Origin of the sequence: Arthrobacter sp. UM1, assembly GCF_020483305.1 — a bacterium.
In the GTDB taxonomy this organism is placed as follows: Bacteria; Actinomycetota; Actinomycetes; order Actinomycetales; family Micrococcaceae; genus Falsarthrobacter.
Genome location: NZ_JACWAB010000001.1, coordinates 726,116 through 747,036 on the forward strand (window position 1 = coordinate 726,116; position 20,921 = coordinate 747,036).

General features: G+C 70.6%; 12 protein-coding genes and 1 tRNA gene. 3 read left to right on the forward strand and 10 right to left on the reverse strand.

Annotation, left to right across the window (positions count from 1 at the left end; all coding sequences use genetic code 11):
• Nucleotides 1–71: 71 nt before the first annotated feature.
• From H9I38_RS03250 to H9I38_RS03260, 3 genes are all read right to left on the reverse strand, one after another.
• A tRNA-Met gene (locus H9I38_RS03250) sits at nt 72–145 on the reverse strand.
• A gap of 76 nt (nt 146–221) precedes the next feature.
• On the reverse strand, nt 222–3,152 hold the full coding sequence (locus H9I38_RS03255; protein WP_226337248.1) for a UPF0182 family protein: 2,931 nt from the start codon (nt 3,150–3,152) through the stop codon (nt 222–224).
• Between the two features lie 99 nt (nt 3,153–3,251).
• Entirely contained in the window at nt 3,252–4,388 is a 1,137-nt protein-coding gene (locus H9I38_RS03260; RefSeq protein ID WP_226337250.1) for a PDZ domain-containing protein, read from the reverse strand.
• A gap of 118 nt (nt 4,389–4,506) precedes the next feature.
• Here H9I38_RS03260 and H9I38_RS03265 point away from each other — a divergent pair, with 118 nt between their 5' ends.
• Nucleotides 4,507–5,889, forward strand: coding sequence for a zinc-dependent metalloprotease (locus tag H9I38_RS03265; RefSeq protein WP_226337252.1), 1,383 nt, complete (start codon nt 4,507–4,509; stop codon nt 5,887–5,889).
• Here the strand turns inward: H9I38_RS03265 and H9I38_RS03270 are convergent.
• From H9I38_RS03270 to nudC, 3 genes are read right to left on the reverse strand one after another with little or no spacing between them, the layout of a single operon-like run.
• Nucleotides 5,847–6,464, reverse strand: a complete 618-nt coding sequence (locus H9I38_RS03270; protein WP_226337254.1) for a M48 family metallopeptidase — start codon at nt 6,462–6,464, stop codon at nt 5,847–5,849. The genes H9I38_RS03265 and H9I38_RS03270 overlap by 43 nt on opposite strands.
• On the reverse strand, nt 6,464–8,569 hold the full coding sequence (locus tag H9I38_RS03275) for an ATP-dependent DNA helicase UvrD2 (protein ID WP_226337256.1): 2,106 nt from the start codon (nt 8,567–8,569) through the stop codon (nt 6,464–6,466). The genes H9I38_RS03270 and H9I38_RS03275 overlap by 1 nt, the downstream gene beginning before the upstream one ends.
• Nucleotides 8,566–9,543 carry an NAD(+) diphosphatase gene (gene nudC / locus H9I38_RS03280; RefSeq protein ID WP_226337258.1) on the reverse strand — a complete coding sequence of 326 codons (978 nt, stop codon included), beginning with the start codon at nt 9,541–9,543 and terminating at the stop codon, nt 8,566–8,568. Before nudC ends, H9I38_RS03275 begins: the two co-directional genes overlap by 4 nt.
• A gap of 105 nt (nt 9,544–9,648) precedes the next feature.
• Here nudC and H9I38_RS03285 point away from each other — a divergent pair, with 105 nt between their 5' ends.
• Nucleotides 9,649–11,349: a phosphotransferase gene (locus tag H9I38_RS03285; RefSeq protein ID WP_226337260.1), complete on the forward strand. Its 1,701-nt coding sequence runs from the start codon at nt 9,649–9,651 to the stop codon at nt 11,347–11,349.
• Between the two features lie 104 nt (nt 11,350–11,453).
• Here H9I38_RS03285 and H9I38_RS03290 read toward each other — a convergent pair whose 3' ends face one another.
• The 3 genes from H9I38_RS03290 to H9I38_RS03300 all read right to left on the reverse strand — a co-directional run bounded on the left by H9I38_RS03290 (nt 11,454) and on the right by H9I38_RS03300 (nt 18,806).
• Complete coding sequence (locus H9I38_RS03290) at nt 11,454–14,855, reverse strand: ATP-dependent DNA helicase (protein WP_226337262.1); 3,402 nt, start codon at nt 14,853–14,855, stop codon at nt 11,454–11,456.
• A 137-nt stretch (nt 14,856–14,992) separates the two neighbouring features.
• Nucleotides 14,993–18,250, reverse strand: coding sequence for a PD-(D/E)XK nuclease family protein (locus H9I38_RS03295; protein ID WP_226337264.1), 3,258 nt, complete (start codon nt 18,248–18,250; stop codon nt 14,993–14,995).
• A 175-nt stretch (nt 18,251–18,425) separates the two neighbouring features.
• A complete protein-coding gene (locus H9I38_RS03300) occupies nt 18,426–18,806 on the reverse strand; it encodes an MGMT family protein (RefSeq protein ID WP_226337266.1) in 381 nt (126 codons plus the stop codon).
• Between the two features lie 49 nt (nt 18,807–18,855).
• Between H9I38_RS03300 and H9I38_RS03305 the strand changes: the two genes are divergently transcribed.
• On the forward strand, nt 18,856–19,563 hold the full coding sequence (locus H9I38_RS03305; RefSeq protein ID WP_226337268.1) for a 3'-5' exonuclease: 708 nt from the start codon (nt 18,856–18,858) through the stop codon (nt 19,561–19,563).
• Between the two features lie 28 nt (nt 19,564–19,591).
• Here H9I38_RS03305 and hemL read toward each other — a convergent pair whose 3' ends face one another.
• Entirely contained in the window at nt 19,592–20,902 is a 1,311-nt protein-coding gene (gene hemL / locus H9I38_RS03310; protein WP_226337271.1) for a glutamate-1-semialdehyde 2,1-aminomutase, read from the reverse strand.
• Between the last annotated feature and the right edge of the window lie 19 nt (nt 20,903–20,921).

Consider the following 20,921-nt stretch of genomic DNA (forward strand, 5'->3'; position numbering starts at 1 on the left):
ACGAGGAGGCGGCGGTCATTCCACGGGCATGCGAAAGGCCCCCAGGCGAATGCCTGGGGGCCTTTCTCTCGTGGCGGGGGCGAGATTTGAACTCGCGACCTCCGGGTTATGAGCCCGGCGAGCTACCGAACTGCTCCACCCCGCGTCAACAGATTCAACGTTACCAGCGGCTGAACTGTTGCGCAAACTGGAGGGCTCTGCAGGCTCGCCCGCTCAGACGGTCACTTCTTCCCGGAGTCCGCTCCTCCCGACCCCTGGCCCGACTGGGCCTGCCGGTCTTCCGCGTCGAGAGCCTGCTGGAGAGCCTTCTTCAGCTCGTCCTGCGCCTGGCCGTATCCGGCGAAGTCCCCCTTGGCGAGGGCCTCCTGACCCTTCTTCATGGCGTCCGACGCCCGCTTGAGCGCCTGCCGCACCTCCGTGGACTGGGCCGGCTTCGAGGAGGACTTCTCCCCGCCCGGCTTCGTGTCCTCCGCAGGCTGCGACTGCTTCGCGGCGTACCCCTCGAAGACCTGGTCCAGTGCTTCGTCCAGGGTGTTCGCGAAACCCACCTGGTCGCCGAAGTTCACGAGCACCCTGCGCAGCGTGGGCATCTTGATGCCGCTCTTGGCCTGCACGTAGACCGGCTGGACGTAGAGGATGCCGTCGCCGGCCGGCAGCGAGAGGAGGTTTCCGCTGATGACCTCCGAGGCGCCGGAGCGCAGGAGGTTGAGCTCCTTGCCCACCGTGGGGTCCGAGGTGAACTTGGTCTGCGCCTGGCCCGGGCCGGGGACCACCGTGTCCCTCGGCAGCTCGAGCAGGGTCAGCTTGCCGTAGCCGTCCGCCACGCGGCCCTTCTGCGAGCCGGCGTCGCCGTTGGCGGAGAGGAAGCCGTACATGACGTCCCTCTGCTGGCCGTTCTTCACGTTGTTGGAGATGAAGGGGCTCGTCAGCGAGAAGGCCGCCTTGTCCTCCCCCGGCAGGCGCAGGCTCATGTAGTACGGCGGCTGCTGCTGCCGGGTCGAGGACGTGGGGTCGTTCGGCACCACCCAGGCGTCGTCGCTCGTGAAGAGCCGCGCGGCGTCCGTGACGTGGTAGCGGCCGAGCATCTCCCGCTGGACCTTGAACTGGTCCTGCGGGTACCGCACGTGCGAGAGCAGCTCCCCGCTCATCTCCGAGCGGGGCTTGACGGTGCCCGGGTAGAGCTTCTCCCAGGCCTTGAGCACCGGGTCCTCGTCCCACGCGTAGAGCGAGACCGAGCCGTCATAGGCGTCCACCGTGGCCTTGACCGAGTTGCGCATGTAGTTGGCCCGCTTGACCGGCTGGGCGCTGCGGCTGCCCTCGGCCGTGGCCGCGTCGCTCGTGGCGCTGTTGAGCTCCGTGGGGGTCGAGTACGGGTACTTGTCCGAGACGGTGTACGCGTCCACGATCCACTTGATGCGTCCGTCCACGACAGCGGGGTACGCGTTGTCGTCCACCGTGAGGTAGGGCGCCGCCTCGGCGACGCGCTGGCGCGGGTCCCGGTTGTAGAGGATCTGCGACTCGGGGTGCACCCCGTTGGAGAGCAGGATGTTCGCCGAGCCGAACTTCAGCGCGTAGGCGAGGCGCGCCACGGGGTTGTCGAGCCGCGGACCGCCGTTGCCCTTGAAGGACGTCTTGGACTCCTCCGAGGAGGTGTCCGTGTTCTGCGGCCGGTCGATCTCCTGCGGGGCCTGCCCCTCCGGCGCGCCCACGATCGAGTAGTCCGGGGACTTCTGCCCGAAGTACACGCGCGGCTCGTAGTCCCCGTCCTTGCCGAGCTGGCCGCTCGTGGGGATGCCGGACTGCATGAAGTCCGGCTTCCCGTCCGAGGCCACCTTGGAGCCGTAGGCGGCGACGACGCCGTAGCCGTGCGTGTACACGAGGTGCCGGTTGAACCACGAGTCCGGGGAGCCGTCCACGTTGAGCTCGCGCACCGCGATGACCGTGTCCTGGACCTTCCCGTCCAGGGTGTAGCGGTCCACGTTGAGCTGCTCCGGGAACTGGTAGTACGGGCGGTACTGCTGCAGCTGCGCGAACGCGTTGGAGACGACGCTCGGATCCAGCAGCCGGACGTTGTCCAGCGAGGCGGCGTCCTGGCTGAGGGCGGACGCGCTGGCCTTCGTGGTGGCGTCATACTGCTTGACCTGGATCTTGTCCAGGCCGTAGGCGGCCCGCGTTCCCTCGATGTTGTGCTTGATGAACTCGCTCTCCTTGGACTGCGCGCTCGGCGTGACGACGAACCGCTGCACGCCCCACGGGAACGCGATGCCCGCGAGGAGCCCCGTGACGAGGAGGCTCGCGATGCCGACGACGGGCAGCTTCCAGCGGTTGGTCCGCACGGCGACGACGAAGAGCGCCGCGACGACGAGGCACGCCGCCGCCAGGATCCCCATCGTGGGGATCCTCGCGTTGACGTCTGTGTAGAGCGCACCCGCCCAGGAGCCGTTGGGCTCCGTCATCATCCGGTAGCGGGCAAGCCAGAACCGCACCGCCGCCATGGCCAGGACGGCCGCGGCTGCGACCGTCACCTGGATCTTGGCCCGCCGGGCCACGAACATGCGCTGCGGGCGGAACGCGATGAAGCCGTACAGGTAGTTGAAGACGAGGACGGCCGCGAGCGCCGTCGTCGTCACCGAGAGGAGCAGGCCCGCGACGAAGGAGAGGGCGGGGAGGACCATGACGTAGAAGGACGCGTCGTGCCCGAAGACCGGGTCTGCGGAGCCGAAGGGCTCCGCGGCGAACGCGAGCACCACGGTCTTCCACTGGGGCGCGCCGGCCACCGCGCTCATCACGCCGAGGAGCGCCGGGAGGCCCCACACGATGAGCGGCTTGAGGGCCGTGATCCTCTGCTGGTACAGCCGCAGCACGTCCGTCGAGTACTCGGAGGAGCCGCTGCAGAACAGGCGCCGCAGGACGAAGTGGAGCGGCACCGAGACGAGGAGGAAGACGCCGAGCCACGTGAGCGCCGCGTAGAGGAGGTTCCGGCCGAAGACGGAGCCGAAGCCGAGCTCCTGGAACCACAGCAGGTCCGTGTACTTCTCCAGCAGGATCCTGAGGAGCAGGACGGCGACGACGAGGGCCGCTCCCCACCTCAGATAGCGCGGCGTGCGCTGGCTGCGGGGCGGCTTGGACGGACGGGAGGCTCTGGCGCTCATGCTTTCCTTGCGTCAGCGGGGTGGACCGGCCGCAGCCGGCGGTCCGACCACGTGCTTCCCTCTATTCTCCCCGAAGTCGGCGCGGAAGGGGAGTCCGCGTCAGCCGCAGGTCGGGAAGGCGTCCGGCTTCTGGGACGGCGTCTGGCCGCGTCCGATCGCCTCGACCGCCGTGTAGGCCTGGCTGAGCGACTGCACGCGCACCACGGTGAGGCCGTCCGGGACGTGCCCCGTGACGTCGCCGCAGTTGGAGGCGGGGGCGAGGAAGTACTCGGCGCCGTCCCGCCGGGCCGCCGCCATCTTCTGCTGGATGCCGCCGATGGGGCCCACCCGGCCCTCGGCGTCGATGGTGCCGGTGCCCGCGATCGAGCGGCCGCCCGTGAGGTCCCCCGGCTCGATCTCGTCCAGGATGCCGAGCGCGAACATCATCCCCGCGCTCGGGCCGCCGACGTTCTGGAGGTTGAAGGTCGGGGTGAACGGGAAGTCGAAGTCGTTCTTGAGGAGGACTCCCAGCACGTACGCGCCGTCCTTCTTGACGGGCTTGAGGGTCAGCTCCTTCGTGGCGCCCGCGCGGCGGACGGTGACCGCCAGGGGCGCTCCGCCGCTCTTGGCCACGCTCTTGCGCAGCGAGGCGACGTCCGCGGCGGGGGCCCCGCCGACCTTCTCGATGACGTCCCCCTTCTTCAGGACGCCCTGGGCGGGCGTGCCGAGGACGACGTCCTGGACCGAGAGTCGGCGCGTGAAGGCGATGTGCTGGTGCGAGAGGGCGGCGGCGACGGCGGAGGACTGCGAGTTGTCCATCTCGAGCCGGTTGCTCTCGGTGATCTGCTGGCGGGAGACGTTCGGCGGGTACACCTCATCCACCGGCAGGACGCGGCTCTGCCCGCCCAGCCACGCCTTGACGAGGTCCACGCCGTGGACGCTCTGGTCCGGGCCGCCCGTCACGTACACCGTGGTCATCCTCAGCTCGCCCTTGGCAGGGTGCTCGGGGCGGCCCTTGATCTCGATGACGTTCTTGCCCTCCTCCTGGCCGAGGACGTTGAACGTGGGGCCGGGCGACTCGATGACGTACGGGTACGGCACCGCGAACAGGCCGGCGACGACGGCGAAGGCGGCCGTCCACGCGGCCACGGGCGCGGCCCAGCGCTTGATCCGGCCGCGGCGCTCGGCCCGGTGAGAGCCGGAGCGGGACCCCTCGTCGTCGGGCTGGGCGTCCGCGGAGGAGGGGTCGATCTGCATGGCGCTAGATTATCGTGTTCGCTCTGCGGCGGAACGCACGCCGCTTCCGAGTGCATTCCCAGAGGGCTCTCGTAGCCTGAAGGGCAAGACAACCGGGCGACGAGAGGACCAGTCAGCCATGAACCAGAACCCGTTCGGAGAAGGCGGACTCGGAGACGGAGAGTCGTTCGAGGAGCTCGCGCGGCGCCTGCAGAGCCTGCTCGGCAACGGCGGAGCGGACCTCTCCCCCGAGGAGCGGCGAGAGCTTTCCGAGAAGCTCGGCCTCCCCGAGGACCCCGCGGCCCTGCAGCAGATGATGAGCCAGGCCCGGAACATGATGTTCTCGATGTCCAACCCAGAGTCCTCCTGGACGCAGGCCCGCGAGTCGGCCCGCCAGGCGGCGTCCGCCAAGCCGGTGGAGACGAGCGAGAAGGAGAAGGCCGAGGTGCGGGACGCCTTCCGCCTGGCCTCCCTCTGGCTGGACGAGTCCACGTCCTTCGAGGCCCCCGCCGTCGCGCCCCGCGCCTACTCGCCCCGCCAGTGGGCCGAGGCGTCCTTCGCCGCGTTCAAGGACATGACCGAGCCCGTGGCCGCGTCCCTCTCCCAGGCGATGAAAGACGCCGTGGCCTCGCAGATGCCGGAGGAGATGAAGGCCATGCTGGGGCAGTCCTCCGCCATGATGGACTCGATGGCCCAGTCGGTCTTCGCGCTCCAGCTCGGCCAGAGCGTGGGGACGCTCGCGCTCGAGGTGCTCTCCGCCTCGGACATCGGCGTCCCGCTCGTCAAGGACGGCCTCGCCCTGGTGCCCGCGAACATCGCCGGATTCGCGGAGGGGCTCGAGGTGGGCGAGGACGAGGTGCGCATCTACATCGCCCTGCGTGAGGAGGCCCATGCCCGCCTCTTCCACCGGGCGCCCTGGCTCCGCGCCCACGTCTTCTCCGCCATCCGGGACTTCGCCGAGGGCATCGAGATCGACACGGACAAGATCGGCGAGGCGGCCCGGGAGATCGACCCGTCCGACGCGGGCTCGCTCGAGCAGGTCCTGAGCGGCGGCGTCTTCCAGCCGGCCAACACGCCGGCGCAGGAGGCCGCCCTCGAGCGCCTCGAGACGCTGCTGGCCCTCATCGAGGGGTGGGTGGACGTCGTCGCCAACCAGGCGGCCGCGCGGCTGCCCGGAGCGTCCGCGCTCGCCGAGACCATCCGCCGGCGCCGCGCCACGCAGGGACCGGCAGAGCAGACCTTCGCCCGACTCGTGGGACTCGAGCTGCGCCCCCGCCGCCTCCGGGACGCCGCGAGCCTCTTCCGGATCATCGAGGAGGAGAAGGGACAGGAGGGCCGGGACTCCGTGTGGAGCCACCCGGACCTCATCCCCGGCTCGCAGGACCTCGACGACCCGGCCGGCTACAACCAGCGCCAGGAGGAGCAGGCCGCGGCCGAGGCCGACGTGGATGCCGAGCTCGCCAAGCTCCTGGCCGGCGGCTACGACTCGCCGGAGGAGGACCGGGGCTCCGAGGAGGGCTGACTGTCCGGCTCCCGGAGCCTCATGCCGTGCTCGACGCCGGCCAGGTAGGCCCTGGCCTCGTCCGTCCGCGGATACCGCCGGCAGAGCGCCCAGAAGCGCGGCGAGTGGCTGGGCTCGATGAGATGCGCGAGCTCGTGGACGATGACGGAGTCCACAACCCACTCCGGCATGCCCGCCAGCACGTGCGAGAGCCGGATGGTCCGGGCCCGGATCGAGGCCGAGCCCCAGCGGGTGCTCTGATTGGTGACCCACTCGATGGAGGCAGGCGGCTCGAGGCCCGGGAAGTGCTCGCCGATGAGCCGCTCCGCGCGGACCGCGAGCGCAGAGGCGCCGGCGGGCCCGAGATCGGGACTGCGGTCCCGTGCGTTGCGCTCACGGACGAGGACCCGTTCCACCACGCGGCGGATGAGCCCCTCCTCCTCGGCCGAGCGGCGGGCGGGAGCCAGGACGAGGACGCGGTCCCCCTCGCGCCGCGCCGAGATGGTCCGGGTCCTGCGCGTCGAGCGCCGGACGGCGATCCGCTGGGCGCCGAGCGCCGTCGTGATCTCCCGCAGCTCGTCCGGAGCGGCGGCCATCAGGAGCCCCGGTGGGTCGAGACGATCTCGAGGACCGTCTCCCCGTAGCGCTCGATCTTCGAGGCGCCGACGCCGGAGATGCGGGCCAGCTCCTGCGGCGAGGACGGCAGGGCCTCCGCGAGGAGCATGAGGGTGGCGTCGGTGAAGACGACGAAGGCGGGCTTGCCCGTGGACTCGGACTCGGAGGTGCGCCATGCCCGCAGCGCCTCGTAGACGGACTCGTTGAAGCTCAGCGGGCAGTCCGCGCAGTGGCGCAGCTTGCGCTCCTGCGGCGTGGCGAGCGCGCCCCCGCAGACCGAGCAGACGGCGGCCTTCGCGGGCTTGCGGCGGGCGGAGGCCCGCTCGCGGGAGGACACCTCGCCGTGCTTGGCCCGCACGTCCGGGGAGAGCGCGTGGAGGAACCGGGAGGGCTTGCGGCTCGCGGAGCCGCCCTGCGTGCGGGAGAGCGCCCAGGAGACGTGGAGCTGCCGGCGGGCGCGGGTGATGCCGACGTAGAGGAGGCGGCGCTCCTCGTCGATCTCGGCCTGGGTCTGCGCGTAGGAGATCGGCATGAGCCCCTCGCTCATCCCCGCGAGGTAGACCGCGTCCCACTCCAGGCCCTTGGCGGTGTGGATGGAGGCGAGCGTCACGCCGTCGAGCGTGGGGACGTGCGCGTTGGCCGCGCGGTCCGTCAGCTCGTCCACGACGTCCTGGAGCGAGGTCTCCTCGCCACGGCTCCGCCGGGCCTCCGCCACCTCGTCCGCCACGGCGACGAGGGCCGCGAGGGACTCCCAGCGCTCGCGCTGGGCGCCCGTCGTCGTCGGCGCTTCGGGACTGTAGCCGAGAGAGCTGAGGATGGTGCGCGCGAGCGCGGGGGCGTCCTCGCCGGGCTCGGCGGAGCGGGCGGCGGCGCGCAGCTGGAGGATGCCGTCCTTGACCTCCCGGCGCTCGTAGAAGCGCTCGGCGCCGCGGACCTTGTACGGGATGCCGGCCCGGGAGAGCGCCTCCTCGAAGGCCTGGGACTGTCCGTTGGTGCGGAAGAGGACGGCGATCTCGTGGGCCGGCGTGCCCTCCTTGACGGTGGCGGCGATGTGCTCGGCGAGGCCTGCCGCCTCCTCCGCGTCGTCGCGGAACTCGCCGAACATGACGGCCGGTCCGCTGGGGCGCTGGGCGCGCAGCTCGAGGGGCTCGGCCCAGCGGGCGTCCTCCCTCGGCGAGGCCTTGCGGGCCGCGAGGAGCTCGTTGGCCGCCTGGACCACCTGCGGGGTGGAGCGGTAGTCGCGGACGAGCTTGACCACGCGGGCGCCCTCGTAGCGGTGCGTGAACTCGAGCAGGTGCCGGCTCGAGGCGCCGGTGAAGCTGTAGATGGTCTGGCTCGCGTCGCCCACCACGCAGAGGTCGCTCCGCTCCCCCAGCCACAGGTCCAGGAGGCGCTGCTGCAGCGGGGAGACGTCCTGGTACTCGTCCACCACGAAGTGGCGGTACTGCTGGCGGACCTGGGCGGCCACGCGCTCGTCGTCCTCGAGGATGCCGACGGTGAGGAGCAGGACGTCCTCGAAGTCGATGACGAGGCGCTCCTCCTTGAGGTCCTCGTACGCCTGGTAGAGGCGCGAGACGCTCCGCTGGTCGAATCCGGACGGCGCCTCCCGGCCGGGCGCCTTCGCGTAGCCCTCCGGCGTGAGCATGGAGACCTTGGCCCACTCGATCTCGCCGGCGAGGTCCCGGATGGCGGCCCGGTCCGTGGAGATCCTCAGGCGGCGCGCCGCCTCGGCGATGAGCGCGGCCTTGTTCTCCACGAGCCGGTGGGGCGTCCCGCCGATGGCCTGGGGCCAGAAGTACTGCAGCTGGCGCAGAGCCGCCGAGTGGAAGGTGCGCGCCTGGACGCCGCTCGCGCCGAGGGCCCTCAGGCGGGCCCGCATCTCCGCCGCCGCCCGGGCCGTGAACGTCACGGCGAGGACCTGCTGCGGGGTGTAGACGCCGCTCGCGACGCCGTAGGCGATCCGGTGCGTGATGGCGCGGGTCTTGCCCGTGCCGGCGCCGGCGAGGACCACCATGGGGCCGGTCAGGTGGGAGGCGACGTCGCGCTGCTCCGGGTCGAGCTGGTCCAGGATGTCGTCGGGGTTCACTGGGCGGGTGCCTCCGCTTCCTTCCAGGCGGTGATGAGCGCGCGGGAGATGGACAGCGCGTTGGGGAGCTCGAGCTCGCCAGCGTCCACGGCGCGGTCCAGCTCAGCGCGGGTGAAGGCCTTGACGTGCGTGATCTCCACGCCGTCGGCCTGCGGGACGCTCGAGGTCGTTGCGATGTAGCCGAGCATGAGCGAGCGCGGGAACGGCCACGGCTGGGCTCCGAGGTAGCGGACGCGATCGACGACGACGCCCGCCTCCTCCCGCAGCTCCCTCACCACGGCGGCCTCGGGGGTCTCGCTCGGCTCCACGAAGCCGGCGAGCGTCGAGTACCGCGAGGTGGGCCACGCGGCGTTGTGTCCCAGGACGATCCGGTCCTGCTCGTCCACGAGCGCCACGATGACCGCAGGGTCCGTGCGCGGGAAGAACTCGGTTCCGTCCTCCGGGTCCTCGCGCACCCATCCGGAGGTCGTGGGGCGGGTGGGACGGCCGGTCTCCGGCGAGAACTCGTGCGTGGCATGCCACGCCATCACGGCCTGGGCCTGCGAGAGGGCGCTGAGGTAGGGGACGTCCTCCCCGGCCGAGGCGGCAGACATCTCCGTGCGGACCGTGGCCGCCTCGACCCCGGCTCGGCCGTCCTGGGTCTTCTTGCCCGTGCCCGGGCGCGCGCCGGTCCGTGCGAGCACGGCGACGACGGGCTCTCCGCCCTTCCCGAGGTCTCCGAGGGCCACGAGCGCCCGAGCCTCGTCAAGGTACGGATCCGCGTCGCGGCGGGCGAGCAGGGCCCGGCGTCGGCCCTCCCCGACGAGGATGTGGCTCGGCAGGCGAGAGTCGCCGATGAGGACGGCGAACAGCGTCTCGGGGCGTTCCAGGGCCTCGGTGAGAAGCGTGTCCCCGGGCCGGTCCTCGGTGCGGCGGTCCAGGCCGTCGGCGGTCATCGGGGTGTGGGGAAGGACCGCGTGATCGAAGGAGGACATGGACTTAACCGTATCCCGGGCGGGCCCCGCTTCCCCGACGGCGAACGGCCTGTGCGAGCCGTCTCGTTCCCAGGAACCTTGAACAATCTTCGGTAGCGTGAAGGCGTGACTTCCTCGAACCTGCTTCCCTCGTACCAGCTGGCCGCCATCGCTTCGGCCGCCATGGAGGGGCTGTCCGTCGTGGCAGTCTCGGCGCCGCAGCAGGAGGGGGACCGCCAGACGGCGGTGCTGAAGTCCTCGACGGGCCGGCGGGTGCTGGCGACGACGGCGACGACGCCGGAGGAGAGCACGTCGCTCATCATCGAGTCCCGGCTTCTCCAGCTTGTGGCCCCACACATGGGCGCAGATGTCTCGGTGTCCAACGTGGTTGGCCGTTTCAGCCAGGGGACGCTGTCCACGGTGTTCTTCGACGAGGTGAAGGGGCGTCCGCTCGCCGCGGACGAGCTCGAGCGCGATGCCGAGCTGCGCCGCCGCGTGGGGCGCGCCATCGCCCGCATCCACCTTGTCCCCGCTCACGAGCTGGAGGACGCGGGACTCCCCTTCTACGAGGCCTCAGAGGTGAGGTCCCGGAAGCTGAATCTGCTGGACGCCGCCGCGGGCACGGGCAAGGTCCCCTCCGTGCTGCTCAGCCGGTGGGAGGACGTCCTCGAAGAGGCCGGGCTCTGGCGGTTCACGCCGACGGCCGTGCACGGCGACCTGAACGACGACCGCTTCCTGGTGGACGGCGAGACCCTGGTGGTGACCGACTGGGCGGCGCTGACCGTGACCGATCCGGGCGAGGACTTCGCGTGGATCATGTCCCTGCCGGCCGAGGCGCGCAAGGACGTCTTCGAGGCCTACTTCGCCGAGCTCGCCGAGCACGACCACCCGAAGGACACGGGGCTCGAGCGGCGGGCCCTCTTCAACGCCGAGTTCGCCGTGGCGGAGTACCTCATGACGGCCGTCCGCCAGAAGGACGAAGAGCGGATCTCCACCGCCGCTGCTCTCCTCCTCAGCCTCGCCAAGCGGCTCGACCCGGAGGCGACTGCCCCGGGCAAGTCCCGACCCTCGACTGACGCTGGCGCCGTGCAGACGGAGAGCGCTGCGCCCGCTGACGACGCTGCACCCGCTGAGAAGGCCGCGACTGGTGGGACGTCTGCGTCAGGCTCAGACGCCGAGGGCTCCAAGGAGAGCGGGGCTGCCAAGGAGAGCGGGGCTGCCAAGGACGACGAGGCGGCGTCGCCGGAGTGCCGGTCTTCGGAGGAAGACACGCCCTCCGCAGTCCCGGCTGCGGCCAAGACGCCCGGCGGGGACAACGCTTCCGCGAGGGACCTCGCCTCTCAGAGAGACTTCGCCTCCGACAGGAACAAGGCTTCGGGGGACGCTGCGGACGGCGAACGTGCCGGGCGCACTCCGGAATCGCAAGATCGGGTCCGCACGGGTGCCGATCCCGCTGCCCCCGTGGGAGTGGGCATCTCGCGGGAAGAGCGCGCCAAGCAGCGCGAAGCGGCCCACGGCAGCCACGCCGCAGGCCTGGCGGACGGCCCCGCAACCACCGCTCAGCCGACCGTCTCTCCCGACGGTGCGGCGAAGACGAACCACTCCCCGTCTGGCTCTGGCAAAGAGGCTCCGACTGCACGCCATCAGGACGCGAGCGCTCAGCGCAGCTCGGACAACGCCCCAGCCGCCGCGCCGGGTTCCGAGGGCAGGAAGATCTCGCGCCACGACTCCGGCGAGAACCCTGCTGCGGACGAGACGGGAACCGACACGGAGAAGCGGGCCGTCCAGGCACGGGATCCGGAAGGCGGCAGCCCGGACCGCGCCTGAGCATCGCGTCCAGCGTTCAGCATCCAGCGTCCAAAGGCACCCCAGCCCGCGGACGACGGCACGATGGCACCTCGCCCAGCGGCGCGGCTGGGCCAGGATTCCGGTCAGGCGTCAGGCGCCCAGGACACCTTCTCGCTGAACATCCTGTCGAGCTCGTCGCGTTCCGGAAGCGTCTCAGGCCGAACCGTCACCTGGGAGTCCACGTAGTAGAAGGCCGCCCCGATCTCGTTTTCCGGAACGCCCGTCAGCTGCGACCATCCGAGACGGTACAGCGCAAGCTGCAGAGACTTCGTCTCCAAGTCCTTTCCGGTGGGGACGCGTCCGGTTTTCCAGTCGACGAGGTCCCATGTGCCGTCTTCATGCTTGAACACGGCGTCCACGCGGCCCTTGATCCGCTGTCCCCCGACCTTCGTCTCGATGAGGACCTCGACGGCGTGGGCCTGCCGCGCCGCCCACTCTGAAGAGCGGAACTTCTCAGCGAGGTCGGCGAGACCCAGCTCCTCGTCGGTGCCCGTGTCAGCCCACGGCTCGTCGAAGTCGAACGAGGCCTGCCGCTGATAGTGCTCCTCGAGGTAGGCGTGGAAGGTGGTGCCTTTGCGGGCCGCAAGGCTGGGCTTCCGCGGCATCGGACGGTTGAGCTGCTCGCCCGTGGCCTGCTCGTCGTCCACGATGTTGACGAAGTTCGAGACGGAGATGACCGGGGGAAGCTCGATGACCGAGGCCGCCCGTTGGCGCCTGGCCTCTGCCGCACGTGAGCGCTGGATGAGGTGACGCGCCTCGGCGAGCCAGGCTCGCCCCTGAGCCGTTTCGAGCTCGCCGACTGGGCCCTGTTCGATCTGGCTGACGACTCGGCTGCGAGCACGTTCAAAGCCTCGACGGCGGTCTCCGAGGCTCTCCAGAGGCCACATGACCTGGCTTTCCCGTGCCGTAAGGGGATTGGGCGTTTTCGGGATCTCTCCCTCGACCGCCGTGCTCCGTCCTAGCCTCGTCACCACCGCTCTGTTCTCCGATTCAGCGATTGAGGCGAACTCCTCCGCTTCATCGAGGTAGGGGCTGGCCGCCCGCGGTTTCTTCGCCGTCTCCGCATAGGCCGCGCATGACAGCCACAGCGTGTGCTTGGACCGGGTGAATCCGACGTAGGCGAGACGCCGCTCCTCCCGTTCCGCGTGCAGAGCCACCTCCGCCTTGAATTCCCTGTAGCTGTCAGCGAACGCCTTCCCCGATGACGAATCGGGATTCCACACGGGGAAGCTGGCGGCATCGCCGCGCACGTCGTACGGCAGCGACGAGCCGGTGCTCTTGGTCCAGTCCGGTGCCGTGCTGCTCGGGAACGTTCCCGCTGCGAGGGCGGGAATGATGACGACGTCCCATTCGAGGCCCTTGGACGCATGGACCGACATGAGCTGGACCACGTCATTCCGAGCCTCCACCTCTGCGGGCTTGAGCCCGTTCTCGTGCTCTTCCGCAGACTCCAGCCAGTCGAGGAAAGCCGGAACCGTGGCACGGTCCGTCGACTGCATGAACGTGGATGCCTCGTTCACGAACGCTTCGATGTGCCGCCGGGCGACGTGCGCGTGCGCTCCAGGCTTGGCCGCCAGCTCGACGTCGAGCCCGATCGCCTGCTCCACATCGTGGATCGCCTGAGCCACGTCGTCCGACAGACTCGCTCGGAGCTCTGCGACAAGCCGACTGGCCTCGCGGAGACGGGCCAGTCCCTCCTCGCTGAAGGAGCGCCCGGCCGGTGAGGTCCAGTCCGAACGCCGCGGGAGCTCGTCCAGAGCCAAGACCAGGGAGGGTGCTTCAGCGATGTCTTCCGCTTCCGGGATCACGACATCCTCTGGACGCGCCTCGCCTTCGGAGGGAAAGCTGCGAGCACGGCGCTCGACGCGGGCGAGGTGACGTGACCAGTCGCCGAACGCGGCGAGGTCTGCCGTGCCGATCTCGAAGCGGGGCGAGGACAGGATCCTGACCACGGCGTCGGAGCGCCCGGTGTCCGTCAGCGCGCGCAGGTACGAGACGATCTCGACCACCTCTGGCTCTTCGAGCAGCGCACCGAGCCCTGTCACCTCCACGGGCACGCCTCGCGCCTCCAGAGCGCGGTGGATCGGCGCCAGAGCGGCCTTGGTCCGCGCAAGCACTGCGATGCTGGGCATGGGCTCCCCCGCAGGGACCCGTCGGCGCTCCTGAACGAAGTCGGCGATGGCAGTGGCTTCTGAACGGGGCTCCGGGAACGAGCGCAGCAGCTCGGCGAACTCCTCGGCGCCCTCGGCCGACTGGACCGCGGGATCCTGTTCGAGGGCGCAGAGAGCCTCGTCTGCGTCCGTCTCCGCCAGGAGGAAGCGGCCGATGACGATCTCCCCTCGGCGGGCCGCAGGGGACGGCGCGAGCGGCTCGACGTCGACAGAGGGTCCACGCTCGAACGGCGACTTCTCCGCAAGAGGAGCGGCCACCCCGTTGGCGACGTCCAGGACGGAGAGGGGGTTGCGCCATGCCTGGCTCAGGTTGAGCTGGCGGGCTGGCACCCCGGCCACGCTGAACCGGGCGAGGAAGGCGGCGAGCTGGCCGGCCGAGGCGCCTCGGAATCCGTAGATGGACTGGTTCGGGTCTCCCACCGCGGTGACCCCGCGGGCGCCGACCAGCTCGCCGTTCACCATCCTCGGGGCGAACAGCTCAGCGAACAGCTCCATCTGCGCATGGGAGGTGTCCTGGAACTCGTCCAGCAGCACGTACTTGAACCGGGCCCGCTCTGACTCGCCGACATCGGGGAACTCCCGGGCCAGGCGGACGGCCAGCTCGATCAGGTCACCGAAGTCCAGGACGCCGGCCTGCCTCTTGTGCTCTTCGTACTGCTCGGCCAGCACTGTCAAGAGCTGCCGGTGTCTCAAAGCCTGGGAGAGGCCCTTCGCTGTGGCGTCGCTCTTGACGTTGAGGGCGCTGTCTGCGGCATCAGCGTATGTGCCGATCGATTCACGCACACGTGCCCATGAAGGCCCGTGCTCGGCACGCTCGCTCACCAGCTGCAGGATGCCCGAGGTGGCCGTGGAGACCGCACCCGAGGCGAGGTCTTCGACGTTTCCCTGAAAGGCGTCGAACACGGAGCGAACGCGGAGGAAGGCCTCTGCCTCGCCGATCAGCGGCGAACCGGGCTCGATGCCGAGCCGAAGGCCGTAGTCCGTGACGAGCCTCTTCGCGAAGGAGTGGTAGGTGGAGACTTCGACGTCGAGCTCTTCGAGCGAGGAGGTCGGCGCTTCTGAGGGGTTCAGGCGGCGGCGCCCCTCCTCCATGGCCCGCAGCCTCCCCCGGATGCGGTGCCCGAGCTCTGCCGCGGCCTTGTTGGTGAAGGTGACGCCGAGGATCTCGTCCGGGCGGGCCAGCCCCTGGCTGACGATCCAGGCGACCTTCTCCGCCATGGTGCGCGTCTTGCCTGAGCCTGCACCGGCGACGACGAGGAGAGGGCCGTCCACTGCGGTGATGACGGCGGACTGCGCCGCCGTGGGTGCAAGCACCTCCTCACCTGGCGCCGTCATGAGCCGTGTCAGCTCGAGAGGCGTGGCCGGAGGCCAGGACGCGCCTGGCCCGTCGGTCTGGGTCCTGGCGCCCGTCTCAGACAGCGATGCTGAATGCTCTGACATGTTCACGTTCCTCATGCTCCACGGCCGTGTTCACGGCCCTCGTCCTGGGCGAACTGCCTCTGCCTTGAGATGCCTTCCTCTTCTCCGCGGTTCTCCTGTCTCTCCGCTAGACCCGGATCGTCGACACGGGTGACGGGCCGCCCCCTCGAACGAGTTGGATCCATGTCCGGGAACGGACCGCTCCTGTAGGAGGTCGAGTCCACGGCGGCGAAGGTCGATCCCGTCATCACCTCCGCGGCCTCACCGAGCAGCTCCGAGGCCCGTTCGGCGACTCCTTCCGCGAGCTGGACGCGCTCCGGAACCGATTTCGAGTCCTCGTTCCCGACGTACACCAGCCGCGCCTCTCGAGACGAGGAGACTCCGTCCAGCGCGCCCCGCGCCGCCACATACTGGTAGACCGCCATCTGCGGATTCGCCAGGGCTTCCGCCTTGGTCACGGCGTTCTTCGAGGTCTTGAGGTCGACAACCGTCCATCCCCCGTTCTCATCCGCCTCGAGCCTGTCAATGCTTCCGCTGATGACGATCTCGCGCGGTTGGCCCCCGACCGTCCGTGGCTCTCGATGCTCGAAGGCGACCTCGACATGGTCGGCGTCTGCTCGGCGTCCTGATGCTCGGGCTTGCAGGACGTACAGGGAGAGCATGCGGATGATCCGGTCTCCCCTCATCCGCTCGAGCCGGCTGGAGGCGCTCTCCGGGAGGGCCGCCGTAGCCCATTCCTCCTCGAACGCGGCCTGCAGCTCCTGAAGCGTGCCCTCCGGATGGCGCTGTGCCACACGATGGACCATGGTGCCGAGCTGACGAGAGAAGTCCGTGGCGGGCTCAGCCCCGATGGACTGCAGGAACCAGACGAACGGGTTCTCCACGGCGGACTGCACCTTGGACGGAGAGACTCGGATCTCCGACCCCTCCGGCAGGATGGGAGCAGTGCTGGACAGGCCCCGGCCGCCCCACCAGGTCTCCGGCCGGGCAAGCTGGGCGTCTGGTTCCTCTCCTGAGGCAGCGATCTCCCCCAGGACCGCGGAGGCGTCTCGGGCAGCGGCGTCCGTCCCGGCCTCGGCGGCCTGGCGCAGCTCCCCGATGAGCGCTCTGAGGGTCATGGCGCGCGGCAGCACCACCGGGGTGAGGTCCGCCGCAGAGCGGCCGAGAGCAAGGGCCGTCAGGTCGAAGAACAGGCTCGGGGACTCTTCATCTCCTTGGACTGCGGTCACCACGACACGGCTGCGGGCCCGGGACAGGGCCACCAGGAAGAGCCGGAGCTCGTCCCGTTTGACCGCTGACACCCGCTCGGCCCGCGACGCGGGGGTGAAGGGGCGCCCGTCCCGGTCTGCCGCGAGCGCATCGATGAAGTCGCTCGTCCGGAACATCTCTCCGCGAATCCTGGGGTTGGGCCACTGGCCCTCCTGGACGCCGGCGATGAAGACCGCCTCGAACTCGCGTCCTGCGGCGGAGGCGGGCGTCAGCACAGACACCGCCGATGAGCCCCGACTCTGCTTGGCCACCGTGTCCACAGGGATCTCCTGCTCCAGCAGCTCGTCCAGGAACTCGTCCGCGGTGCCCCCGGGACGCTGGTCCATGAACCGCTCGGCCGCATAGAACAGCGACATGACCGCGTCGAGGTCCCGATTGGCTCGGTCGGCACTCCTGTCCTGTCCCGATGCCCGCGACTTCCAGACGGCGGCTTTGCGGGACTCAGACCAGACGGCCCAGAGGACGTGCTGAGGGTCTCCATGCGTCTGCTCATAGGCTCGGCGTCCTGCGGCGAGCATGGACGAGAGAACGCCGACACCGGGGACGCCCTGCGAGCGGACCGGGTCCTCCACGGCGGAGACCAGGAGCTCGTCGCTGAGCGGCAGCCGCGCCTCAGGCGCTGTGCCGCCGAGCTCGCCGGCGGCCTTCCGCAGCCGGGTTCTCTCCTCCGCGCGGAGCCTGCGACGCATGGCCCGGATGTCCACGGCGGTCATGCCGACAAGGGGTGACGAGAGCACCTCGGTCACCAGGACGGGCTCCACCGCCGCCGGGTCCACAACCATCTGAAGGACGCTGATGAGAGGCCGGGCGGCCGGCGTCTCCTTGAGCGTCAGGACAGCCGGAGGAATCTCCACGGGGACGCCCAGCGCGGTCAACTGACGCTCGATCTGCCGGGCTTGGGCCCCCGAGCGGACGATCACGGCGATGTCCCCGAAGTCCAGCTCTGACGCCGGAGGGACCACCAGCTCCAGAATGCGTGAGCCGATGAGGCGAGGCTCGTGGAACGTGTGCGAGACGAGGACGGTCTCCACGCGGGCGGTGTTTGCGGCTGCCCTGTCACCGGGAACGCTCCTGCCTGGCCTCTCCCCCAGGCGAGCGGACAGGTCCGCGTAGACCGCCGCGATCTCCCCTGACATCCGGTGACTGCTCCCGAGCTCTTCGACGCGCGCCGCTGTCTCCCTCAGCCGCGCACGCGTGGCTGCGGGGTCTGCTCCCCGGAACGTCTGCACCGCGGAGGCGCTGTCCACAGCAACGAGAACTCGAGCGGCGCTGTGGGCGGGGTCCGCCATCCACTCCAGAAGCGCGAGCTCCGGAGCGGACATGTTCTGTGCATCGTCCACTGCGATGAGCCCCCATTGGGAAAGCTCGTCCCGCGCGAAACCGGGATTCTCCTCCAGCACATGGCGAGCGAGGAGGCTCAGCTGCAGCGCGTCGAGCGCCTCCGTGCCTGCGAGGGCGTCCTGCTGGCGGTAGGCGCTCATGAGCTCGCCCGCCAGCTCCCATTCCGGGACGCCGTGCACCCCGGCCAGACGCACAATGTCAGCCTCGGGGTCTGCCTCGGCCTGAAGCGCCTGGTCCGCGAACTCCCTCAGCTGCTGCCGGAGTCCCCGCGTCTCCGCCGCGAGGGTGAGCGAGTCGGGGAGCGCGGCACGGTCCACTCGGTCCAGCAGCTCGCTGTAGCGGTGATCCTGCTCGGCACCCGTGCGCAGTCTCGGAGAGCGCCGCATCCACGGCAGGAGGCCCCGGGCCTCCGCCCGGCTCAGGAGATCGAACGCCACAGCCGGCCACGTCATGGAGCGGCTGGCGCCGAGGCCGTTCTCCAGACCCTCGCCGAGCTGCTCCGTCATCCGCGCCGCAGCCCGCCTCGATGAGGAGATGAACAGGAAGCTCTCCCCGTCCTCCCGCGCCCGCTGGGCCGCGACCGCCGCGAGCAGGCTGCTCTTGCCCGATCCCGGCTCCCCCTCGACGAGCGTCAGGCCTGGGGACAGCGGCGTGAGCTGCTCCGCCCGATCCGTCTGCACGGAACCGCTCTGAGCCTCACTGCTCCGAGCCTCACTGCTCCGAGCCGCACCGTTCCGAGCTCCACCGGACAGGCCGCCTTCGCGATCTGTCCGTGACGAGGCGGTGACGATGCGCGGGCGGGCACGCTCTGGGCTCTTGCTCATGCCCACAAGTCAAACACGAGGGGTGGACACTCTAAGCAGACGCGGCGGCGTCGGCCTCCTCGATGGCGGCGTCCACCGCGCGCAGCGCGGACTCCCCCGGCCGCCATGCGGCCTTCGGCATGTCCACACGGTCTTCCCTGACCCCCGCGAGCGGCGTCGCCTCAGCCTGCCATGCCGCGCGGGCGCGGGCCCGGAGCGGGCCCGTCATCCCGCCGTCGGCTCGGACGACCCGCCACCACGGAACGTCGTGAAGCAGTCCCGAGGCCATGGCGGCGGCACTCTGCCGAGGCCCTCCGAACCCGACGGCCTCGGCCACGGCCCCGTAGGACATCGCCCGCCCCTCGGGAATGAGCTGCACGAGCGCCCGGACCCCCTCGAGGAATCCGGCAGGGAAACGGCTCTCTCCGGTCATGCCGCCACACTATCGGCCGGTCCGATCCCCCAGCCGATAACCTGGAGGAATGCAGAGCACGGAGCCCACCTGGATCGACCTCCCGACCGTCGGATTCGACCTCGAGACCACCGGGAGGGACCCCCGGACCGCACGGATCGTCACGGCCGCCCTCATCATCGTCAACGGCCGCGGCGAAGAGCTGCAGCGTCGCGAGTGGCTCGTCGACCCGGGGGTCGAGATCCCCCAGCAGGCGGCCGACGTCCACGGGATCACCACGGAGAAGGCCCGCGCGGAGGGCCGGCCGGCCGCGGAGGCCGTCGCCGAGATCTCCGCGGCGCTGGCCGAGATCTCCGAGGCCGAGCTCCCGCTCGTCGCGTTCAACGGCGCCTATGACTTCACCGTCATGGCCTACGAGCGCGAGCGCCACGGCGTCCGCTCCCCCGAGCTCCGGCCGATCATCGACCCCTTCATCCTCCAGAAGCACGTGGACAAGTACCGCAAGGGGAAGAAGACCCTCACGGCGCTCTGCGAGTCCTACGGCATCTCCCTGGAGAACGCCCACACGGCGGCCGACGACGCCCTGGCGGCCGTCCACCTCGCCCGCGCCCTGGGGCATAAGTTCAGCCAGATCCAGATGCCTGCGGCGGAGCTCCATCCGCGGCAGGTGGCCTGGGCCCGCGAGCAGGCCGCGGACTTCCAGGCCTACAAGCGGCGCACCGACCCGAGCGCCACAGTCGAGGGCGGGTGGCCGACCTACGAGGGCTCCCCCTCCTAGCCCGCCGCTCACCGCGGCGGAGGGCCGGCTACGCCTCCTTCTGCGCCGCCGCCGCCTTGGCCGCCGCCGGGAGCGCGTCCACGATCCGGCTGAGCGCCTCGTCGTCGTGCGCGCCGGAGAGGAACCACGCCTCGAAGACGCTCGGGGGCAGGTACACGCCGGCGTCCAGCATCGAGTGGAAGAAGGGCTTGTAGCGCCAGGACTCCTGCGCTTGGGCCTGGGCGTAGTCGTGCACGCCGGTCCCGGAGGTGCCGAACGCCACCGAGAAGAGGTTCCCGGCGTGCTGCACGGAGTGGTCCACGCCCTCGGCGTCGAGCGCGGCCGTGACCTCCTTCTGGAGGCGGGCGCTCGCGGTGTCGATGTGCTCGTAGACCTCGCCCGTGGCGTTCCGGAGGGTGGCGACGCCGGCCGCCATCGCCACCGGGTTCCCCGAGAGCGTGCCGGCCTGGTACACGGGGCCGAGCGGAGCCAGGTGCTCCATGACGTCGCGGCGTCCGCCGAGGGCCGCCGTCGGGAGGCCTCCGCCGATCACCTTGCCGAACGTGAGGAGGTCCGGGGCCCACCCCTGCTCCGCGAGCGCCCAGTAGCCGCCCGGGCCCACGCGGAATCCGGTCAGGACCTCGTCCATGATGAAGAGCGCGCCGTGCTCGGCCGTGAGCCGGCGCAGGCCCTCGTTGAAGCCCTCGCCCGGAGCGACCACGCCCATGTTCGCCGGCGCAGCCTCCGTGATGACGGCGGCGATCCGGCCGGGATGGGCCTGGAAGGCCTGCTCCACGGCGGCGAGGTCGTTGTACGGCAGCACGAGCGTCTCCGCGGCCACCGCTTCCGTGACGCCTGCGGAACCGGGCATGGCGAAGGTGGCCAGCCCGGAGCCGGCCGCGGCCAGGAGGCCGTCCTGGTGGCCGTGGTAGCAGCCCGCGAACTTGATGACGAGGTTGCGGCCCGTGTACCCGCGGGCCAGGCGCACCGCGGTCATCGTGGCCTCGGTGCCCGTGGAGACCATGCGCAGGCGCTCGACGGCAGGGACGCGCTCCTCCACCATCTCGGCGAGGACGGACTCGTCCGGCGTGGAGGTGCCGAATCCGAGCCCCTTCGCCGCGGCCTGCTGGACCGCTTCCACGACCTCGGGGTGGGCGTGCCCCAGCAGCGCCGGCCCCCAGGAGCAGACGAGGTCCACGTATTCGCGGCCCTCGGCGTCGGTCAGGTAGGGGCCGCGGCCGGAGACCATGAAGCGGGGCGTTCCCCCGACGGAGCCGAAGGCCCGCACGGGCGAGTTGACGCCCCCGGGCATGAGGCGGGACGCGGTCTCGAACAGCTCGGCATTGGTGCTCATGGTCATGGCCTTTCGTGGAAGCGGC